Here is a 17,548-nt window from a genome sequence, read left to right on the forward strand (position 1 = left end):
CTCAACTGCCCTCCAGCGGACCAGGTGGTGCTGCCGCGCTGCCGCGGCGCGCGTGCCGCAGCGCCATAGTGCGCACGACGAAAAACGCCAGCACATAGGCCAGCAGCGACCAGGCCGCGTTGCCGTGCTGCATCAGCCACCAGCCAGCGCCCAGCAGCAGCCCCGCCCGCAGCAGGAAGCTGGGCAGCAACACCAGCGCCGGCCGGCGTGCGCGCAGTGCGTGGCGCAGGCTCCAGGCCAGGCCGGCGAAGAACAGGCCGCTCACGAGAATGCCGAGGCCCAGCCCCTGCACGACGGCCTGCCAGGGGATTTCAGCCATCGCGTGACTCCTTGTCCGGTTGCGCCGGGCTCTCGTCCTGCGCGGCGCGACTTTCGCGTGCCACCCATTCCCAGGCGACGAGGATGCCGATCACCAGGCCGCCCAGCATCAGCGCCACCGGCCACGAGAACCCCGCCGGCGCGACCCGGTTCAGCCACAGACCGAGCAGCGCGCCGCCTACCGTCGGCGTGGCCACCGACCAGCCGATGGCGCCGAACAGGCTCAGGCCGCGCAGCGGGCTGTCGCCGGGCCGCCGACGCCTGGCGCGCATGCGCTCGGCGCTGCGGCGGATGGCCTCGTGCGAAGAGCGTTCGTCCTGCTTCATGCCGGTTTGTTCAGCTGGCCGAAGTGGCGCACCATGCCGATTTCCAGCCGCGCCATGGCGGTGCGCGCGCTGCGCTCCTCCTCGTCGATCTGGGTGAACATGATGTCGATTGTCTCGGCCAGCGTGTCCAGGTTGTCGCCCCGCACGGCGCGGCGCACGGCGATGTCCACCTGATGGCCGCGCTTGACCAGCAGGCCGTGGTCGATGCCGAAGAAATGCTCCTTCCCCTCGGTGTCGGTCAGCACCAGCACCGAGGGTACCAGCGGGGCGACGTGGTCGGCGTGGTTGGGCAGCATGCCGAACGAGCCGTTCTCGGCCATCGCGACCAGGCGCAGCGCGCCGCCCTCGTGCAGCAGCCGGGTCGGCACGCGCAGGCTGACGTGCATGTGCTCTGCCAGGCTCATGCGTGTCCCTTCGCCGGCGTTGCAGCCTTGGGCTGTGAGGCCGGTAGCGCGCCGATCATGTAGTAGTCGGTTTCCTTGTCGTCGAAGTGCGTCCGGGTCAGGATGCTCTCGCAGCCGTCCAGCGTCAGTGCGATGGGCACGCGCTGGCCCGGCGTGCCGCTGAAGCTCTCGGCGACGCTGAAGGGCTGCGTCAGGAAACGCTCCAGCCGTCGTGCGCGTGCCACCACGGCGCGGTCGGCCGTGGAAAGCTCCTCCAGCCCGAGCATGGCGATGATGTCGCGCAACTCCTCGTACTCGGCCAGGGTGCTGCGCACGGCGCGGGCGATGTCGTAGTGGCGCTGGCCGACCACGGCCGGCGTCAGCATGACCGAGCTGGAGGCCAGCGGATCGACCGCCGGGTACAGGCCCTCGCTGGCGCGCTTGCGCGACAGCACCACCGAGCCCGACAGGTGCGAGAAGATGTGCACCGCCGCCGGGTCGGTGAAGTCGTCGGCCGGCACGTAGACCGCCTGCACCGAGGTGATGGCGCCATTCGCGGTCGAGCTTATGCGCTCCTGCAGCGCCGCCAGCTCGGTCGCCAGCGTCGGCTGGTAGCCCACGCGTGAGGGCATGCGCCCGAGCAGGCCGGACACCTCGGAGCCGGCCTGCACGAAGCGGAACACGTTGTCGATCAGCAGCAGCACGTCCTGGCGCAGGTCGTCGCGGAAGTACTCGGCCATGGTCAGCGCCGTGTTGCCGACCAGGAAGCGCACGCCCGGCGCCTCGTTCATCTGGCCGAACAGCATCACCGTCATGTCGCGCACGCCGGCTTCGCCCATCTCGCGGTACAGCTCCTCGGCCTCGCGCGAGCGTTCGCCGATACCGCAGAACAGGCTTACGCCGCGATGGTGGCGCACAGTGTTGTGGATCAACTCGTTGATCAAAACCGTCTTGCCGACGCCGGCGCCGCCGAACAGCCCGGTCTTGCCCCCGCGCTCGATGGGCGCCAGCAGGTCGATGGCCTTGATGCCGGTTTCCAGCACCTCGCCCTGCAGCACGCGCTCGGACAGGGGCGGCGGCGGCCGGTGGATCGGGCGCCATGCGCTGGCGGCCGGTGGCGGCCCGCCGTCCATGGGTTCGCCGAATACGTTCAGCATGCGGCCCAGCAGGGCTTGGCCGACCGGCACCTGGATCGGCGCGCCGCTGGCCTGCACTTCGGCACCCAGCCCCAGGCCGCGCAGCGGCGCCAGGGCGATGCAGCGCACCGTTCCCTGGTCGAGCAGCGCGGCCACCTCCAGCGCCAGGCCATCGACGTGCAGCGCCTCCTGCAGGCGCGGCACGCGGTCGGTGAAGCGCACATCGACCACGTCACCCCGGATCCTGACCACCTGGCCCACGCTGGGCGCGGCCGTCATGCAGGCCGGATCCTTGGCCGAGCAGCTGCGTCGACCGGATGGTGGTGCTGCGCACGGTGGAGACTTGCCGATGGCATTGGCGAGGCGCGGCCAGCGTGAGAGAGGGACACGATGTCGATCCTAGCAGGCCGGGTCAGCAGCGTGGCGCCGGCAGGGCGCTGGTGCAGCCGGCGGGTGCTTGCGGCCGGCGGCATGGACCCGCCACGCAATAACCCCATGCCCGCGTGCGAGTAGGGCGGCGCGATTTGCAATTTGGCGGTTTGGCCTTATATGTAGGGCCATGAGTCATGAAATCAATGGAAATGTCAACGCCCCCGAGTGGCCCAGCCTTGACGGCGATTCGATTTTTATGGACGACAACAGCTACCTGACACCGTGCTGGCGTCACTGGATGAACCGCCAGAAAGTGTCTGGCGTGAAATCCGTGACCTGGGACGAGCTGTCGGGCCTGTGGACCGCTGCCTTCGGCGCGACCGAAGCGCCGGCGCCCAAGAGCACCAGCGTGGCCGAGATCGAGCAACTGCTGCACAAGTCCAGCCGCCGCGCCACCAGCGACAGCGCGCTGTCTTGGCGCACCAAGGACGCCTGAGCCGGCCGTACCAGCCGAGAAGACCGTGAGCAAGGCGTTCACGCGCGAAACCGATGGCGATGAGGACGAGGACGGCGCTGTCGAGCTGCCGCCCTTGCCGGCGGGTGGCAAGAACTACATCACGCCGCAGGGCTACGCGCGCCTGCGCGGTGAACTGCTGACCCTGATCGATGATGAGCGGCCCCGCGTGGTGGAGACCGTGCACTGGGCCGCCAAGAATGGCGACCGCAGCGAGAACGGCGATTACCTGTACGGCAAGAAGCGCCTGCGCGAGATCGACCGGCGCATCCGCTTCCTGACCAAGCGGCTCGAGATCGCCGAGGTGACCGACCCGAGCGTCCACCACGGTGGCGAGCAGGTGTTCTTCGGTGCCACCGTGACCTACGCCGGCGAGGACGGCGAGGCGCGTCGCATCACCATCAAGGGCATCGACGAAGCCGACAACAGCCAGGGCGAGGTGAGCTGGATCAGCCCGATCGCGCGCACGCTGCTGCGCGCGCGCATCGGCGACGTGCTGCAACTGCGCACGCCGCAGGGCCTGCAGGACATCGAGGTGCTGACGGTGGATTACCCGGCGCCGCACTGAATCGCCGCGTCACCGGGCACTGCATTGCAACCGGGAGCTGGGCAGGCAGTCGGCACTGCGTGTGGCGGCCGCGGCCCATTGGCGGACAACAGCCTAGCGCTTGCGTGCCGCTTCGGTGGCCGCGTTCTGCGCGCGCAGTTCCTTCCTGAGCTTCTGCTTGGCGGCAATCTCGCGGTCGAGCCGCTTCTGCGCTTCGGCACGGATGGCGAACATCAGCGCGCGGTCGGGATCCTGCCAGTTGCCGCCGGCCTGGCGCGCCATGTAGGCGACGGCACGGGCGAACTCCTCCAGCGACAACTTGTCGTCGCCACCGCGTTCCGGCATCGCCCGCACGCCGACGAAGGCGTGCGCGGTGAGCACCGCCTGGCCTTCCTCGATCAGCGGCGCCCAGGCCTTGGCGTCACCGAAGGTCGGCGCGTGGGCGACGCCGCTCTGATGGCAGGCGAAGCAGGTCCGCTGGTATACCTGCTCGCCGCCGAGCGGCTTGCCGGCATCGCGCGCCAGCGCGTGCGGGGCGGCCAGCAGCAGGCCCAGCGCGGCCGCCAGCAGGGGTGAGGCATTCATGGTGAAGCTCCGGGGAATGGAAATCAGCTGCCCGCGGCCGGCTTGATGCGCGCTGCGCGCAGCACCGACTGCGTGCGTTTCAGCCCGCGCAGCACCGCGTCGAGGTGGGCACGGTCGCGCACGGTGACGACGAAGCGCAGATCGAGCGCCTGCTGCGCGCCTTCCTCGGCCATGCCGATATGCACGATGTCGGCCTCGGCCGCCGCCATGGCCGCGGCCACGCGCGCCAGCACGCCCTTGCCATTGACCACGGTGACGACGATGCCGGCCTCGAAGGCGCGCACCGGCTCGTCGGCCCAGGCCACGGTGATGAAGCGCTCGGCGTCCTTGTTCTGCAGGCGGCGTGCGATCGCGCAGTCGTCGGTGTGCACCACCAGGCCTTCGCCGCGGCCCAGGTAGCCGAGCACGCCGTCGCCGGGAATCGGGCGGCAGCAGGTGGCGTACTTGATCGAGACGTTGTCGGCGCCGTCCAGGATCACGGCGCCCTGCGACAGGTTCTCGTGCGCGGTGTAGCGCTCGCGCGTGAGCAGCAGCGCATCCGGCTTGACGCCCTTGTCGACCAGCAGGGTGACCAGGCGCTTGGCGATCAGGTTGGCACTGCGCTTGCCGAGGCCGATGTCCATCAGCATCTCGTCGCGCGTGCGGTTGCCGGTCAGGCGCAGCAGCTTGTCCCAGATCGGCTTGTCGCCGCGGTCCTTGCCGGGCGGCTGGCCCATGCCTTCGGCACGCAGCGCCTGCGCCAGCAGCTTCTCGCCCAGCTCGCGCGCCTCGTCCTGCGCCAGGTTCTTCAAATGGTGCCGGATGCGGCTGCGCGCGCGGCCGGTGCGCACGAAGCCGAGCCAGGCCGGGTTGGGCGTGGACACCGGCGCGGTGATGATCTCGATCACGTCGCCGTTGTGCAGCTCGGTGCGCAGCGGCACCTGCTCGCCGTTGACCTTGGCCGCCACCGTGTGGTCGCCGACGTTGCTGTGGATGGCGTAGGCGAAGTCCACCGTGGTCGCGCCCTGCGGCAGCGCCATGATCTGGCCCTTGGGCGTGAACACATAGACCGAATCGGGGAACAGGTCGACCTTGATGTGGTCCCAGAACTCGGTCGCGTCGCGGGTCTCGCTCTGGATGTCGAGCAGCGATTGCAGCCACTGCGTGCCGAGGCGGTCGTCCTCCGGCGTGCCTTCCTTGTGGCCGGCCTTGTAGAGCCAGTGCGCGGCGACGCCGGCCTCGGCCACCAGGTCCATCGAGTCGGTGCGGATCTGGAACTCGATGTTGATGCTGGCCGGCCCGACCAGGGTGGTGTGCAGCGACTGGTAGCCGTTGACCTTCGGGATCGCGATGTAGTCCTTGAAGCGACCCGGCACCGGCTTGTACAGCTGGTGCAGCAGGCCGAGCGCGGTGTAGCAGTCGAGCACGCTGGGCAGGATCACGCGCACGCCGTACAGGTCGTTGACCTGGGCGAACGACAGGCGCTTGTCGTCCATCTTGCGGTAGATCGAGTAGAGCGTCTTCTCACGCCCGACGATGCGCGCCTGCAGGCCGGCATCCGACAGCTTGGCCTGCACCTCCTGCTGCACCTTCTGGATCAGGTCGCGCCGGCGCTGGCGCGAGCGGTCGACCGCCTTCACCAGCACGCTGTAGCGCCACGGCTTGAGGTGGCGGAACGACAGGTCCTGCAGTTCGCGGTAGGTCTGGTTTAGGCCCAGGCGGTGCGCGATCGGGGTGTAGATCTCGATGGTCTCGGTGCTGATGCGCCCCCATTTGCTGCGCGGCATGTCGCCCATGGTGCGCATGTTGTGCAGGCGGTCCGCCAGCTTGACCAGGATCACGCGCACGTCGCGCGCCATCGCCAGCAGCATCTTGCGGAAGGATTCGGCCTGGCCTTCCTCGCGCGTGTTGAACTGCAGCTTGTCGAGCTTGGTGAGGCCGTCGACCAGTTCGGCCACCTGCGAGCCGAATTCGGCCAGCAGCGCGGCCTTGTCGACGCCGCAGTCTTCCAGCGTGTCGTGCAGCAGCGCAGCCATCAGCGCATAGGCGTCGAGCTTCCACTCGGCCACCTGGGCCGCCACCGCGATCGGGTGCGTGATGTAGGGCTCGCCGCTGTGGCGCAACTGCCCCAGGTGCGCGGCATCGGCGAAGCGGTAGGCCTTGCGGACCAGGTTGCGGTCGGCCTGGTCCAGGTAGTCGAGCTTCGCGTCCAGCGCGGCGAAGCTGGCGGCCGCGGCATTGGCCGTGGCCACCGGACTGTCGATCGCAGGCATGACGGAACTCATAGCTCCGAATTTAACCGCGCCGACACAATTTTGTGCAAGTGCAGCAAAAAGGCGCCTCGTGGGCGCCTTCGGGAGTGGGTTAAAACGCGAAAAAGGCGTTCAGGGCACTTTCTTGAGCATTTCCAGCCCGATCTTGCCGGCCGCGATCTCGCGCAGCGCGGTGACGCCGGCCTTGTTGCGCGTCTCCAGCTTGGGGGCGTGGCCCTGGTTCAGCATGCGGGCGCGGTAGGTGGCCGCCAGCACCAGCTGGAAGCGGTTGGGGATCTGCTCGAGGCAGTCTTCGACGGTGATGCGGGCCATGGACGGATGTTCTCGGAAAGTGGGCTGGATCAGGCGATGCCGAGCGCGTGGAAGGTGTCGGCGCGGGCGCGCTTCTGGGCGATGTACTTCAGGCGCTGGGCATGAACAATGGCTTTCAGATCGAAAAGCGCGCGTTCGAATATCTCATTGATTATAACGTAGTCGAAGTTCTCGGCCTGCGCCAGTTCCTCGCGCGCATTGGTCAGGCGCAGCTCGATCACGTCGGGCGCGTCCTCGCCGCGGCGTGTCAGGCGGGCGCGCAATTCTTCCCAACTCGGCGGCATCACGAACACCAGCACCGCGTTGTCGAACAGGCGCTTGATCTGCAGCGCGCCCTGCCAGTCGATCTCCAGCACCACGTCGCCGCCGGCGCCGATGCGCTGCTCGATCGACTGGCGCGAGGTACCGTAGCGGTTGCCGTGCACATGGGCCCATTCGAGGAAATCGCCGGCCGCGACCATGGCGTCGAAGGCCTGGTCGCTGATGAAGTGGTATTCGCGGCCGTCCATTTCCTGCCCGCGCGGCGTCCGCGTGGTGTGCGAGACCGAGGGCGCCACGCCGGCGTCGACTTCCATCAGGGCGTTCACCAGGCTGGATTTGCCCGATCCACTGGGGGCGGCGACGACGAAGAGGTTTCCGGGATAGTCCATGAGCGCGTGGCGCGGCTGATACGAGGCAGCGATGAGAGCGAAGTGGGCGCGATTTTATAAGCCTCGCTGTGGCCCGCCGGCTCGCGCACCGTGCGCGGCTGCGAGAATCCACGGTTCTTCACCCGATTCCTGAACTTCGATGGAGCATCCGATGGAGCACCTGGCTTTCGGCCCGGTCCGCATCTACCTCGGCGACAAGTCGGGCAAGTACCCCGACGGCAACCAGGTCGTCGTGCAGGGCGCCGACACGCGCGTCGCCTTCGACACGCCGCTGGTGGCGCAGCGGATCGGCGACGATCTCGACGAGGTCGACCTGCTGATCCTGGGCCACGTGCACGAGGACCACACGGTGGCGATGGGCCGCTTGCGCCATGCCCAGGTGCAGGTGCACGAAGCCGACCTGGCGGCGGCGCAGTCCTGGGATGGGCTGGCGCGCCATTACGGCTATCCGGCGCCGGTGCTGGCCGTGATCCGCGAGATGATCGCGCGCGAGTTCAGCTGGGCGCCGCGGCCCGATGCGACGGGCTACACCGACGGCGCGAGCTGGGATCTGGGCGGCGGCGTGCGCGTGCGCGCACACCACCTGCCGGGCCATACCGCCGGCCATTGCGCGCTGGTGGAGGAAAGCCAGGGCGTGGCCTTCATCGGCGACATCGACCTGACCGGCTTCGGGCCGTACTACGGCGATGCCAGTTCCAGCCTGACCGAGTTCCAGCGCAGCCTGCGGCGGGTGCGCGAGCTGGATGCGCGCATCTGGGTCACCTCGCACCATCGTGGGGTGATCGCCGAGCGCGCCGCGTTCGAGCAGGCGCTGGCGCGCTTCGCCGGCAAGATCGACGAGCGCAATGACAGGCTGCTCGGCTACCTGCGCGAGCGTCCGCACACGCTGGACGAACTGGTGGCGCGTCGGCTGCTGTACCCGCTCGGCTTCGAGTTGCCCTATGTCGAGAGCGCCGAGCGGCGCAGCATCGCGCTGCATCTGGAGCAGTTACAGCAGCAGGGCGCAGTGCGGGTATCGGGCGAAGGCGTCTACGCGCTGGCTTGAGTGCGGTGCGCCTTCACCGGCGCTGAAAACCCAGCAGCAGGTTGTTGGCTGGCAGCGCGAACAGTTCACGCCGGACCAGGCCGGCCTGGTCCGCCTCGCGGTCGACGTCGGCCAGGCGGCGGATGCCCCAGGCCGGATTGCGCGCGCGCAGGTCGGCGTCGAAGGCGAGGTTGCTGGGGGCCGTCGGCAGCTCGTCTTCCAGGTAGGGCCCGTAGGTGACCAGCCAGCCATCGGACGCCAGGTGGCGGGCGGCCCCGCGCATCAGGCCGGCGCAGCAGGCCCAGGGACTGATGTGCAGCAGGTTGGCGCAGAAGATCAGATCGAACGGGGTGTCGAAGGCGGCGCCGTCGGAGGGCCAGGACGCGTCGCAGACGTCGAGCCGGCGTGCCGGCAGCACGTTGGCAGCGCCGGCCTGCGCCGCCCAGCCGGCGATGGCCTCGAAATACCCGTCGCCCAGGTCGGTAGGCTGCCAACTCCAGCTTGGCAGCGCGGCGGCGAAGTGCGCCGCGTGCTGGCCGGTGCCGCTGGCGATTTCCAGTGCGCGGCCACGCTGCGGCAGCAGTGTGCGCAGCACGGTCAGGATCGGCTCGCGGTTGCGTTCGGAAGCGGGGCTGTAGGGCAGGTCGCTCATGGCCCCAGCTTAGCTCAGTGGCCGCCGATGACGATGAACTTGACCAGGAAGATGATGGCGATCAGCCACACCATCCAGTGCACTTCCTTGACCTTGCCGGTGAACAGCTTCAGCGCCGCGTAGCTGATGAAGCCGAACGCCAGGCCGTTGGCGATCGAGTAGGTGAACGGCATGGCCAGCGCGGTGATCACCGCCGGCACCACCTCGGTGCTTTCGTCCCAGTCGAGCTCGGTCAGGTCGCGCAGCATCAGGCAGGCGACGTAGAACAGCGCCGGTGCGGTGGCGTAGGCCGGCACCGAGCCAGCCAGCGGCGCGATGAACAGCGAGGCCAGGAACAGCGCGGCAACCATGAGCGCGGTCAGGCCGGTGCGGCCGCCGGCCTGCACGCCCGAAGCGCTCTCGATGTAGGCGGTGGTGCTCGAGGTGCCCAGCAGCGAGCCGGCGAAGATCGCCGCCGAGTCGGCCAGCAGCGCCTTGTCCATGCGGTCCATCTTGCCCGGCACCAGCAGGCCGGCGCGGCGCGCCACGCCCATCAGCGTGCCGGTGGCGTCGAACAGCTCGACCAGGAAGAACACCAGCACCACGTTGACGACGCCGACCGACAGCGCGCCCATGATGTCGAGCTGGAGGAAGGTCGGCTCGATCGACGGCGGCATCGAGACGATGCCGCCGAACTTGTTGTCGGCGAAGAAGAAGGAGGCGATGGTGACTGCCAGGATGCCGATCAGGATGGCGCCGGTGACCTTCAGCCGATCGAGCGCCACGATCAGGATGAAGCCGAGCACCGCCAGCACCGCCTGCGGCGTGTGCAGGTCGCCCAGCGTGACGTAGGTGGCCGGGCTGGTGGCGACGATGCCGGCGCTCTTGAGCGCGATCAGCGCCAGGAACATGCCGATGCCGGCCGCGATCGCGTAGCGCAGCGACAGCGGGATGCCGCGGATGATCAACCCGCGCAGGCCGGTCAGTGTCACCACCAGGAACAGGCAGCCGGAGACGAACACGGCGCCGAGCGCGACCTGCCACGTGTAGCCCATGCCGAGCACGACCACGTAGGCGAAGTACGCGTTCAGGCCCATGCCCGGCGCCAGCGCGATCGGGTAGTTGGCGTACAGGCCCATCACCAGTGTGCCGAGCGCGGCGATCAGGCAGGTGGCGACGAACACCGCGTCCCTGGGCATGCCGGCGTCGCCCAGGATCGAGGGGTTGATGAACAGGATGTAGGCCATCGTGAGGAAGGTGGTCAGGCCTGCCAGCAACTCGGTGCGGATGGTCGTGCCGTGTTCCTCGAGCCGGAAGAACCGCTTGAGTACCTGGTCCATGGTTTTGTTTCCTGGTTTTTCTCTCTGCCTAAGTCCGGGCGGCGTGGCCGTCAGGGCGTTGACGGTGCCTGGTAGGCGATGCGTCCGGCCACGTAGCTGCGCGCCAGGTTGCGCTCGTCGCCCAGCATCAGCCAAGCGAACACTTTCTCGTGCAGGTTGCGCGCCATCGACAGGCGGTGCGCCGCCACCTCGCCAACCGCCCAGCGCCAGGCGCAGACGTCGGCCGTGCGGCCCGGCTCGAAGCTGCCGATCTCGTGTTCCAGGCCCAGCGCCTGCGCCGGTGCCAGCGTGGCGCCGTGCAGCGCGCGCCAGGCGGTCAGGCGCTCGCCGCGCAGCGCCTGCACCTTGTAGGCTTCGGCCAGGGTGCGCAGCATCGACAGGCTGGGGCCGCCGCCGACGTCGGTGGCGACGCTGACCGCAACGCCGTCGGCGTCCATGGCGCGCCAGTCGAACAGACCGCTGCCGAGGAAGGTATTGGAAGTCGGGCTGTGGGCGATCTGCGCGCCGATCTCGAGCAGCAGGCGGCGATCGGCGTCATCGAGCCAGATGCCGTGTGCCAGCACGCTGCGCCGGTGCAGCAGGCCGGCGCGCGCATACACGTCGAGGTAGCTGCGTGCCTGAGGGAACAGTTCCTGCACCCAGCGCACCTCGTCCTGGTTCTCGGCCACGTGGGTCTGCATGTACAGCGTCGGGTCGGCGCGGCACAGGCTGCCGGCCATGGCCAGCTGCTCGGGCGTGCTGGTCGGCGCGAAGCGCACCGTCACCGCGTACGAGAGGCGATCGACGCCATGCCAGCGCTCGATCAGCTCGAGGCAGTCGCGCTCGGCCTGGACCACGTCGTCGCGCAGCGCATCGGGTGCGTTGCGGTCCATCAGCACCTTGCCGGTGATCAGCCGCATGCCGCGCGTGCGGGCGGCGTCGAACAGGCGGTCGGCGCTGACCTTGTGCACGGTCGGGAACGCCACCGTGCTGGTGGTGCCGTGCGCCAGCAGCGCGTCCAGGAAACGATCGGCGCCAGCCTGCGCCACGTCTGGATCGCCGTAGCGCGATTCCGCCGGGAAGGTGTAGGTCTCCAGCCAGTCGAGCAGCTGCGAGCCGTAGCTGACGATGACGTCGAGCTGCGGCGCATGCACGTGCGTGTCGACGAAGCCGGGCAGCAGCAGGTGGCCCGACAAATCGTGCACCTCGGTGCCGGGCGGCGGCTGCCAGGCCGGCGGCTGCACCGCGCCGATACGGCCATCGTCGCCCACCAGCAGCCAGTGGTCGGGGCGCCAGCGCACGGCGGCGCTGTCGACGTCGCCCCAGCCGGGCGTGCCGTCGAAATCGAGCAGGTCGGCGCGGATGGCTTTCACTTGGTCTCCTTGGTTTCCGGCTGGCTGGTTTCGTGCAGCTGTGCCACCACGTCGCGCACGCGTTCGCGCAGCCAGCGCATCGCCGGCGCCTTGTGGCTCAGCTCGTGCCAGAGCTGGTAGTAGGTCAGGGTCGGGAAATCGACCGGGCAGGGCACGATGATCAGCGGTAGCGTGGACAGATAGCGCTGGCAGAACTGGCGCCCGCTGGTCAGGACCAGCAGGCTGCGCGCGACCATCAGCGGGATCAGGCTGAACTGCGCCGTGCGCACGCTGATCGAGCGGCGCAGTCCCAGTGTTTCCAGATGCTCGTCGACGAAGCCGCGCGCGCCCATGTGGAACGGCATCGGTGCCACGTGATCGCTGGCCAGGTACTGGGCCCGGCTCCAGCGCCCGCTGAGTGCGGCGCGGCGGGCCGGGTGGCGGTCCGACATCAGGCACACGATGTCCTCGGACAGCAGCGGCGCCATGTGCAGCTCGGCTGGCGGCGACTGCCAGTTGCCGACCACCAGGTCGACGTCGCCGGCGGCCAGCGCCTGCCGGTAGTCGAAGTTGTCCGACAGGCCGACCAGGTCGAGCTTGAGGTTCGGCGCCTCGCGCTTGACGCGCGCCACCAGTTCCGGAATGAACAGGGGATCGAGGTAGTCGCTGATGGCGATGCGCAGCGTCTGCTGCGCGGTGGCCGGATCGAAGCGGCTTGCCCGCTGCACCGGACCGAACATGCGCATCGCGTCCTGCAGGATGCGTGCCGCCGGTTCCGCCAGTTGCTGCGCCCGCGGTGTCGGCACCATCGCATTGCCCGCGCGCACCAGCAACTCGTCGCCGGTCAGGCGACGCAGCCTGGCGAGTTGGGCGCTGACCTGCGGCTGCGAGCTGTGGAGCTTCAGCGCGGCGCGCGAAACACTGCGTTCAGTGACAAGCACGTGCAAGACCTTGATGAGTGAGAGGTGAATGTTGTCGAGTTCGGAATCACGTGACATATGTCAGTCCTTAAGAAGAACATGCCGCCGATCGTATGCCTGCCCGGCGCCGCTGTTCCTAGGAAAACCACCGAGTGACGCGCCCTCCGGCGGCAAGCTGCCGGCGCCGCGTGAGCGTGCGCACCGACCAGGCAGCGCGTGTCGTGCCGGCCGACAAGCTGACCGCGAGGCTGCCGGCCACCGCGCCACCGTCGGGCTGCTCGAGCGGCAACCGCAGATCGACGCCATCTGCGCGCTGGTCGATGCCTTCGCGACTGGTGCCTTGCGGGCGGTGTTGGAGAGCGGGCGCCGCGTGCCCGGCGACGTCATGCTCGCCACCCGCTACGACGGCCTGCGCGTACGGCTTGAGCACGGCCTGCCCGGCCGCCGCTGACCGCCGTCGACCTGCGCCTGGACATCGTCGCCAGCACCGCCGTCGACCTGCTTCTGCGGCATTTGCGCGGCGCCGACGCGCCGATGCAGGTGCCGGTGCCCGCCGCGACGCTGGTGGTGCGGGGTTCGACCGATCGGCCTACCATGCGCCAGGTGCCGGGCCGATGACGGGGCGTGCGTAGCGAATCGCCTGGCTATGCTAACGGTCGAATCAATGACATGATCCCGTTGATATGACCAATCCTGCCACGAAGGAGTACCTTTGGACCCTGTGGCAAGCTGAAATCAAAGAGAGAGACATGCAGGAGACGACCCGACCCATTCGCTTCTTCCACCGTGGCCAGGTGGTCGAGGTGCGCGATGTGCATCCGACGCGCAGCGTGCTGGACTGGCTGCGCGAGGACGCGCACTGCACCGGCACCAAGGAAGGCTGCAACGAGGGCGATTGCGGCGCCTGCACCGTGGTCGTCGGTGAGCTGGCGCCGGCTGGCGCTCCCGGCAGCGTGCGCGGCCTGAAGCTCGAGAGCGTCAACGCCTGCATCCGCTTCCTGCCGACGCTGGACGGCAAGGCGCTGTTCACGGTGGAAGACCTGGAACGTCTGGCCGGAGGCAAGCTGCACCCGGTGCAGCAGGCCATGGTCGACTGCCACGGTTCGCAGTGCGGCTTTTGCACGCCCGGGTTCGTGATGTCGATGTGGGCTTGTCAGGAACGCCATGGCGCCGCCGGCACGCAGCCGACGCGACAGGAGATGGCTGACGAGCTGTCCGGCAACCTGTGCCGCTGCACCGGCTACCGCCCGATCCTCGACGCGGGCCAGCGCATGTTCGAACTGCCGCCGGCCGCGCTCGATACCGCGCCGGTGATCAAGGCGCTCGAACAGCTGGCCGCCGACGGTCCGCTGGTGTTCGAGTCGCCCTCGGTGCACCGCGCCGGCGAGCTCGACCGCCTGTATGCGCCGCGCACGCTGGCCGAGCTGGCCCGGCTGCGCATGGACAAACCCAAGGCCACGCTGCTGGCGGGCTCCACCGACATCGGTCTGTGGGTGACCAAGCAGCACCGCGACCTGGGCGACATCATCTGGCTGGGTGCCGTCGACGAGCTCAAGCGCATCAATGAACAGGACGGCATGCTGCGCATCGGCGCCGGCGCATCGCTGGAGCAGGCCTGGCAGGCCCTGGTCGCACGCGTGCCTCAGCTTGCCGACGTCTGGCTGCGCTTTGCCGCGCTGCCGCTGCGCCATGCCGGCACCATGGGCGGCAACGTCGCCAACGGCTCGCCGATCGGCGATTCGGCGCCGATCCTGCTGGCGCTCGACGCCGAACTCGACCTGCGCCGCGGCGACCGCGTGCGCCGGGTCGCACTGGGTGAGTTCTACCTCGACTACATGAAGAACCTGCTCGAGCCGGGCGAGTTCGTCGAGGCGATCCTGGTGCCGCTGGCGGCGCTCGATCCGCAGCGCCGCGCGGTGCGTGGCTACAAGATCAGCAAGCGCTTCGACTGCGACATCTCGGCCGTCTGCGCCGGCTTCGCGATCGAGCTCGACGGCGAGAAAGTGAGCCAGGTGCGGCTGTCCTTCGGTGGCATGGCCGGCATCGTCAAGCGCGCGGCCCATGCCGAGGCGGCGCTGCTCGGCCAGCCCTGGAACGAGGCCTCGGTCGCCGCCGCGCAGGCCGAACTGGCGCGCGACTTCACGCCGCTGACCGACATGCGGGCCAGCGACAGCCACCGTGCCCGCGTGGCTGCCAACCTGCTGCAGCGCTTCTGGCTCGAGACGCGTGCCGAGCAGCCGCTGCCGGCCAGCGAAGTCAGCGTCTTTGCCCAGATGGCGCACCTACGGCCGACGCTGGCCGCGGACACCGTCCCTACCATCGGTTGAACGCGGGAGGCCTGTGATGAACAAATTCATCGAAACACCAGTGATCCGATCCGGTGCTGCCGCGTCGCAGCCCGTTCGTGACGAGGAAACGCGCCGCGCGCAGGCCGGGGCCCGCGTCGGCGTGTCGCGCCCGCACGAATCGGCCACCCTGCACGTGTCGGGGCGCGCCGCCTATGTCGACGACCTGCCCGAACTGGCCGGCACGCTGCACGTGGCGCTGGGCCTGAGCCCGGTGGCCAACGGCCGCGTGCTGAAGCTGGATCTGAGCGAGATCCGCGCTATGCCGGGCGTGGTCGACGTGCTGACGCACGCCGACATCCCCGGCAGCAACGACTGCGGCTCGATCATCCACGACGACCCGATCCTGGTCGATCTGCAGGCCGGTGGCGAGCTGCGCTACATCGGGCAGCCGGTGTTCGCCGTGCTGGCCAGGACCCGCCTGCAGGCACGCCGCGCCGCGGCCCGTGCGAGGCAGGCCATGACGGTGGAATCCGAGCCGCCGGTGCTGACGCCCAAGGAGGCGCATGCGCGCGGCCAGTACGTGCTGCCGCCGATGCACCTGTCGCGCAGCGTGGCAGCCGGTGCCACCGATGCCAGCGGCGACGGCGACAGCGCCGTGACGCAGGCCGTGCGCGCGGCGATCGCGGCGGCGCCGCATCGCGTCGAGGGCACGTTCGACCTCGGCGGCCAGGAACAGTTCTACCTCGAAGGCCAGATCAGCTACGCGGTGCCGCAGGAAGGCGGCGGCATGCTGGTGCACTGCTCGACCCAGCACCCGAGCGAGATGCAGCACCTGGTCGCCATCGCGCTGGCGCGCAAGGCCAACGACGTGCAGGTGGTGTGCCGCCGCATGGGCGGCGGCTTCGGCGGCAAGGAATCGCAGTCGGCGCTGTTTGCCTGCGTCGCCGCGGTCGGCGCCGCCAAACTCGGCCGCCCGGTCAAGCTGCGCGTGGACCGCGACGACGACTTCATGATCACCGGCCGCCGCCACGGCTACCACGACAGCTATGAAGTCGGCTTCGACGAGCAGGGCCGCATTCTCGGCGTGCGTGCCACCATGATCTCGCACGCCGGCCACTCGGCCGACCTGTCGGGCCCGGTGATGACGCGCGCGCTGTGCCACTTCGACAATGCCTACTGGCTGCCCGAGGTCGAGATGCACGGCTATTCGGGTCGCACCAACACGCAGAGCAACACGGCGTTCCGCGGCTTCGGCGGCCCGCAGGGCGCGCTGCTGATCGAGCAGATCATGGACTCGGTCGCGCGGCACCTGGGCCGGGATCCGCTCGACGTGCGGCGCGCCAACTTCTACGGTCCGAGCCCCGCCGCCGGCGAGGCCGGCAGCGCCGCCGGTCGCAACGTCACGCCCTATGCGCAGACGGTGGCCGACAACATCATCCACGAACTGGTCGATGAGCTGGAAAGCTCCAGCGACTACCGCAAGCGCCGCGCCGAGATCGCCGAGTTCAACGCCGGCAGCGCCATCCTCAAGCGCGGCATCGCGCTGACGCCGGTCAAGTTCGGCATCTCGTTCAACGTCAAGCACTTCAACCAGGCCGGTGCGCTGGTGCACGTCTACAACGACGGCTCGATCCTGGTCAACCACGGCGGCACCGAGATGGGGCAGGGCCTGAACACCAAGGTCGCCCAGGTGGTGGCGCACGAGCTCGGCGTCGACTTGGGGCGCGTGCGCTGCACCGCCACCGACACGCAGAAGGTCGCCAACACCTCGGCCACGGCGGCCTCGACCGGCGCCGACCTCAACGGCAAGGCCGGGCAGGACGCGGCGCGCCAGATCCGCGAGCGGCTGGCGGTCTGTGCTGCCGAGCACTTCGGCGGCACGCCGGAGCAGGTGCGCTTCGCCAACGACAAGGTCGAGGCCGGCGGCCGCACCATCGGCTTCGATGCGCTGGTGGCGCAGGCCTACCTGGACCGCGTGCAGCTGTGGTCGGACGGCTTCTACGCCACGCCGGGCCTGTCCTGGGACCGCGAGACCATGACCGGCCGGCCTTTCTACTACTACGCCTACGGCGCCGCCGTGAGCGAGGTCGTCGTCGACACCCTGACCGGCGAGTGGAAGCTGCTGCGTGCCGACCTGCTGCACGACGTCGGCAGCTCGCTGAATCCGGCCGTCGACATCGGCCAGATCGAGGGCGCCTTCATCCAGGGCATGGGCTGGCTGACGATGGAAGAGCTGGTCTGGCATCCCAAGACCGGCCTGCTGACCACGCACGCGCCGTCGACCTACAAGATCCCGACCGCCAACGACTGCCCGGCCGACTTCCGCGTGCGCCTGTTCCAGGGCCGCAACGTCGAGGACAGCATCCACCGCAGCAAGGCGGTGGGCGAGCCGCCGCTGCTGCTGCCGTTCTCGGTGTTCTTCGCCATCCGCGACGCCGTCTCGGCCGCCGGCGGGCACCGCGTCGATCCGCCGCTGCGGGCTCCGGCCACCGGCGAGGCGATCCTGGATGCGCTGCAGGTGGTGCAGGGCGGCAAGCCGGCAGCGCCAGCGAACGCTGGTGCGGCGGCCAGGTCCAAGGTCGCCGCGACGGCCTGAACCGCTTGGCGCGGCCTGGCATG

General features: G+C 69.3%; 19 protein-coding genes. 7 read left to right on the top strand and 12 right to left on the bottom strand.

All coding sequences use genetic code 11. The annotated features are described in order from the left end of the window. Position 1 precedes the first annotated feature (1 nt). The 4 genes from PK606_RS00655 to atpD are packed head-to-tail and all read right to left on the bottom strand — an operon-like array spanning position 2 to position 2,442. Complete coding sequence (locus PK606_RS00655) at positions 2 to 319, bottom strand: N-ATPase subunit AtpR (protein WP_324559493.1); 318 nt, start codon at positions 317 to 319, stop codon at positions 2 to 4. Continuing rightward, positions 312 to 644, bottom strand: a complete 333-nt coding sequence (locus PK606_RS00660) for an AtpZ/AtpI family protein (protein WP_324559495.1) — start codon at positions 642 to 644, stop codon at positions 312 to 314. The genes PK606_RS00655 and PK606_RS00660 overlap by 8 nt, the downstream gene beginning before the upstream one ends. Next, on the bottom strand, positions 641 to 1,048 hold the full coding sequence (locus tag PK606_RS00665; RefSeq protein ID WP_324559496.1) for a F0F1 ATP synthase subunit epsilon: 408 nt from the start codon (positions 1,046 to 1,048) through the stop codon (positions 641 to 643). The genes PK606_RS00660 and PK606_RS00665 overlap by 4 nt, the downstream gene beginning before the upstream one ends. After that, the gene (atpD, locus tag PK606_RS00670; RefSeq protein WP_324559498.1) at positions 1,045 to 2,442 is read right to left on the bottom strand and encodes a F0F1 ATP synthase subunit beta; all 1,398 of its coding nucleotides are present in this window, start codon (positions 2,440 to 2,442) and stop codon (positions 1,045 to 1,047) included. The genes PK606_RS00665 and atpD overlap by 4 nt, the downstream gene beginning before the upstream one ends. 415 nt (positions 2,443 to 2,857) lie before the next feature. Between atpD and PK606_RS00675 the strand changes: the two genes are divergently transcribed. Together PK606_RS00675 and greB are read left to right on the top strand one after the other, a co-directional pair. After that, positions 2,858 to 3,031, top strand: a complete 174-nt coding sequence (locus PK606_RS00675; RefSeq protein WP_324559500.1) for a hypothetical protein — start codon at positions 2,858 to 2,860, stop codon at positions 3,029 to 3,031. Positions 3,032 to 3,056: 25 nt separating this feature from the next. After that, positions 3,057 to 3,617: a transcription elongation factor GreB gene (gene greB, locus PK606_RS00680; protein ID WP_324559502.1), complete on the top strand. Its 561-nt coding sequence runs from the start codon at positions 3,057 to 3,059 to the stop codon at positions 3,615 to 3,617. 93 nt (positions 3,618 to 3,710) lie between these two features. Here the strand turns inward: greB and PK606_RS00685 are convergent, their stop codons facing one another. The 4 genes from PK606_RS00685 to gmk form a co-directional block, all read right to left on the bottom strand. Further along, the gene (locus PK606_RS00685; protein ID WP_324559504.1) at positions 3,711 to 4,181 is read right to left on the bottom strand and encodes a c-type cytochrome; all 471 of its coding nucleotides are present in this window, start codon (positions 4,179 to 4,181) and stop codon (positions 3,711 to 3,713) included. A 23-nt stretch (positions 4,182 to 4,204) separates the two neighbouring features. Next, a complete protein-coding gene (locus PK606_RS00690; protein ID WP_324559506.1) occupies positions 4,205 to 6,433 on the bottom strand; it encodes a RelA/SpoT family protein in 2,229 nt (742 codons plus the stop codon). 111 nt (positions 6,434 to 6,544) lie between these two features. Then, entirely contained in the window at positions 6,545 to 6,745 is a 201-nt protein-coding gene (rpoZ, locus tag PK606_RS00695) for a DNA-directed RNA polymerase subunit omega (protein WP_324559508.1), read from the bottom strand. Between the two features lie 29 nt (positions 6,746 to 6,774). Next, positions 6,775 to 7,395 carry a guanylate kinase gene (gene gmk / locus PK606_RS00700; RefSeq protein ID WP_324559510.1) on the bottom strand — a complete coding sequence of 207 codons (621 nt, stop codon included), beginning with the start codon at positions 7,393 to 7,395 and terminating at the stop codon, positions 6,775 to 6,777. A 151-nt stretch (positions 7,396 to 7,546) separates the two neighbouring features. On the opposite strand from gmk, the gene PK606_RS00705 reads away from it, so the two are divergent. After that, positions 7,547 to 8,440, top strand: a complete 894-nt coding sequence (locus PK606_RS00705) for an MBL fold metallo-hydrolase (RefSeq protein ID WP_324559512.1) — start codon at positions 7,547 to 7,549, stop codon at positions 8,438 to 8,440. Between the two features lie 13 nt (positions 8,441 to 8,453). On the opposite strand, the gene PK606_RS00710 is transcribed toward PK606_RS00705, so the two are convergent. Genes PK606_RS00710 through PK606_RS00725 form a run of 4 tightly spaced genes read right to left on the bottom strand, consistent with a single transcriptional unit; the run spans position 8,454 to position 12,662 of the window. Then, on the bottom strand, positions 8,454 to 9,071 hold the full coding sequence (locus PK606_RS00710; protein WP_324559514.1) for a DUF938 domain-containing protein: 618 nt from the start codon (positions 9,069 to 9,071) through the stop codon (positions 8,454 to 8,456). Between the two features lie 14 nt (positions 9,072 to 9,085). After that, a complete protein-coding gene (locus PK606_RS00715) occupies positions 9,086 to 10,390 on the bottom strand; it encodes an NCS2 family permease (RefSeq protein ID WP_324559516.1) in 1,305 nt (434 codons plus the stop codon). A gap of 50 nt (positions 10,391 to 10,440) precedes the next feature. Beyond that, a complete protein-coding gene (guaD, locus tag PK606_RS00720; protein WP_324559518.1) occupies positions 10,441 to 11,742 on the bottom strand; it encodes a guanine deaminase in 1,302 nt (433 codons plus the stop codon). After that, positions 11,739 to 12,662 carry a LysR family transcriptional regulator gene (locus tag PK606_RS00725; protein ID WP_502920761.1) on the bottom strand — a complete coding sequence of 308 codons (924 nt, stop codon included), beginning with the start codon at positions 12,660 to 12,662 and terminating at the stop codon, positions 11,739 to 11,741. Before PK606_RS00725 ends, guaD begins: the two co-directional genes overlap by 4 nt. Positions 12,663 to 12,690: 28 nt before the next feature. Between PK606_RS00725 and PK606_RS00730 the strand changes: the two genes are divergently transcribed. The 4 genes from PK606_RS00730 (at position 12,691) to xdhB (ending at position 17,525) form a co-directional block, all read left to right on the top strand. Beyond that, positions 12,691 to 13,092, top strand: a complete 402-nt coding sequence (locus PK606_RS00730) for a type 1 periplasmic-binding domain-containing protein (RefSeq protein WP_324559636.1) — start codon at positions 12,691 to 12,693, stop codon at positions 13,090 to 13,092. A 23-nt stretch (positions 13,093 to 13,115) separates the two neighbouring features. Beyond that, complete coding sequence (locus PK606_RS00735; protein WP_324559630.1) at positions 13,116 to 13,259, top strand: hypothetical protein; 144 nt, start codon at positions 13,116 to 13,118, stop codon at positions 13,257 to 13,259. 131 nt (positions 13,260 to 13,390) lie between these two features. Then, complete coding sequence (gene xdhA, locus PK606_RS00740; RefSeq protein WP_324559522.1) at positions 13,391 to 14,968, top strand: xanthine dehydrogenase small subunit; 1,578 nt, start codon at positions 13,391 to 13,393, stop codon at positions 14,966 to 14,968. Between the two features lie 16 nt (positions 14,969 to 14,984). After that, complete coding sequence (xdhB, locus tag PK606_RS00745; protein ID WP_324559524.1) at positions 14,985 to 17,525, top strand: xanthine dehydrogenase molybdopterin binding subunit; 2,541 nt, start codon at positions 14,985 to 14,987, stop codon at positions 17,523 to 17,525. Positions 17,526 to 17,548 lie beyond the last annotated feature (23 nt).

Source organism: Ottowia sp. (assembly GCF_035444425.1).
In the GTDB taxonomy this organism is placed as follows: Bacteria; Pseudomonadota; Gammaproteobacteria; order Burkholderiales; family Burkholderiaceae_C; genus Ottowia.

Bases quoted from the DNA above. Each gene is read 5' to 3' on its own strand.
- PK606_RS00665 (WP_324559496.1), bottom strand. From the start codon at position 1,048: ATGAGCCTGGCAGAGCACATGCACGTCAGCCTGCGCGTGCCGACCCGG.
- PK606_RS00660 (WP_324559495.1), bottom strand. From the start codon at position 644: ATGAAGCAGGACGAACGCTCTTCGCACGAGGCCATCCGCCGCAGCGCC.
- PK606_RS00730 (WP_324559636.1), top strand. From the start codon at position 12,691: ATGTTGTCGAGTTCGGAATCACGTGACATATGTCAGTCCTTAAGAAGA.
- xdhA (WP_324559522.1), top strand. From the start codon at position 13,391: ATGCAGGAGACGACCCGACCCATTCGCTTCTTCCACCGTGGCCAGGTG.
- PK606_RS00685 (WP_324559504.1), bottom strand. From the start codon at position 4,181: ATGAATGCCTCACCCCTGCTGGCGGCCGCGCTGGGCCTGCTGCTGGCC.
- rpoZ (WP_324559508.1), bottom strand. From the start codon at position 6,745: ATGGCCCGCATCACCGTCGAAGACTGCCTCGAGCAGATCCCCAACCGC.
- xdhB (WP_324559524.1), top strand. From the start codon at position 14,985: ATGAACAAATTCATCGAAACACCAGTGATCCGATCCGGTGCTGCCGCG.
- PK606_RS00655 (WP_324559493.1), bottom strand. From the start codon at position 319: ATGGCTGAAATCCCCTGGCAGGCCGTCGTGCAGGGGCTGGGCCTCGGC.
- PK606_RS00715 (WP_324559516.1), bottom strand. From the start codon at position 10,390: ATGGACCAGGTACTCAAGCGGTTCTTCCGGCTCGAGGAACACGGCACG.
- atpD (WP_324559498.1), bottom strand. From the start codon at position 2,442: ATGACGGCCGCGCCCAGCGTGGGCCAGGTGGTCAGGATCCGGGGTGAC.
- PK606_RS00710 (WP_324559514.1), bottom strand. From the start codon at position 9,071: ATGAGCGACCTGCCCTACAGCCCCGCTTCCGAACGCAACCGCGAGCCG.
- PK606_RS00690 (WP_324559506.1), bottom strand. From the start codon at position 6,433: ATGCCTGCGATCGACAGTCCGGTGGCCACGGCCAATGCCGCGGCCGCC.
- gmk (WP_324559510.1), bottom strand. From the start codon at position 7,395: ATGGACTATCCCGGAAACCTCTTCGTCGTCGCCGCCCCCAGTGGATCG.
- PK606_RS00705 (WP_324559512.1), top strand. From the start codon at position 7,547: ATGGAGCACCTGGCTTTCGGCCCGGTCCGCATCTACCTCGGCGACAAG.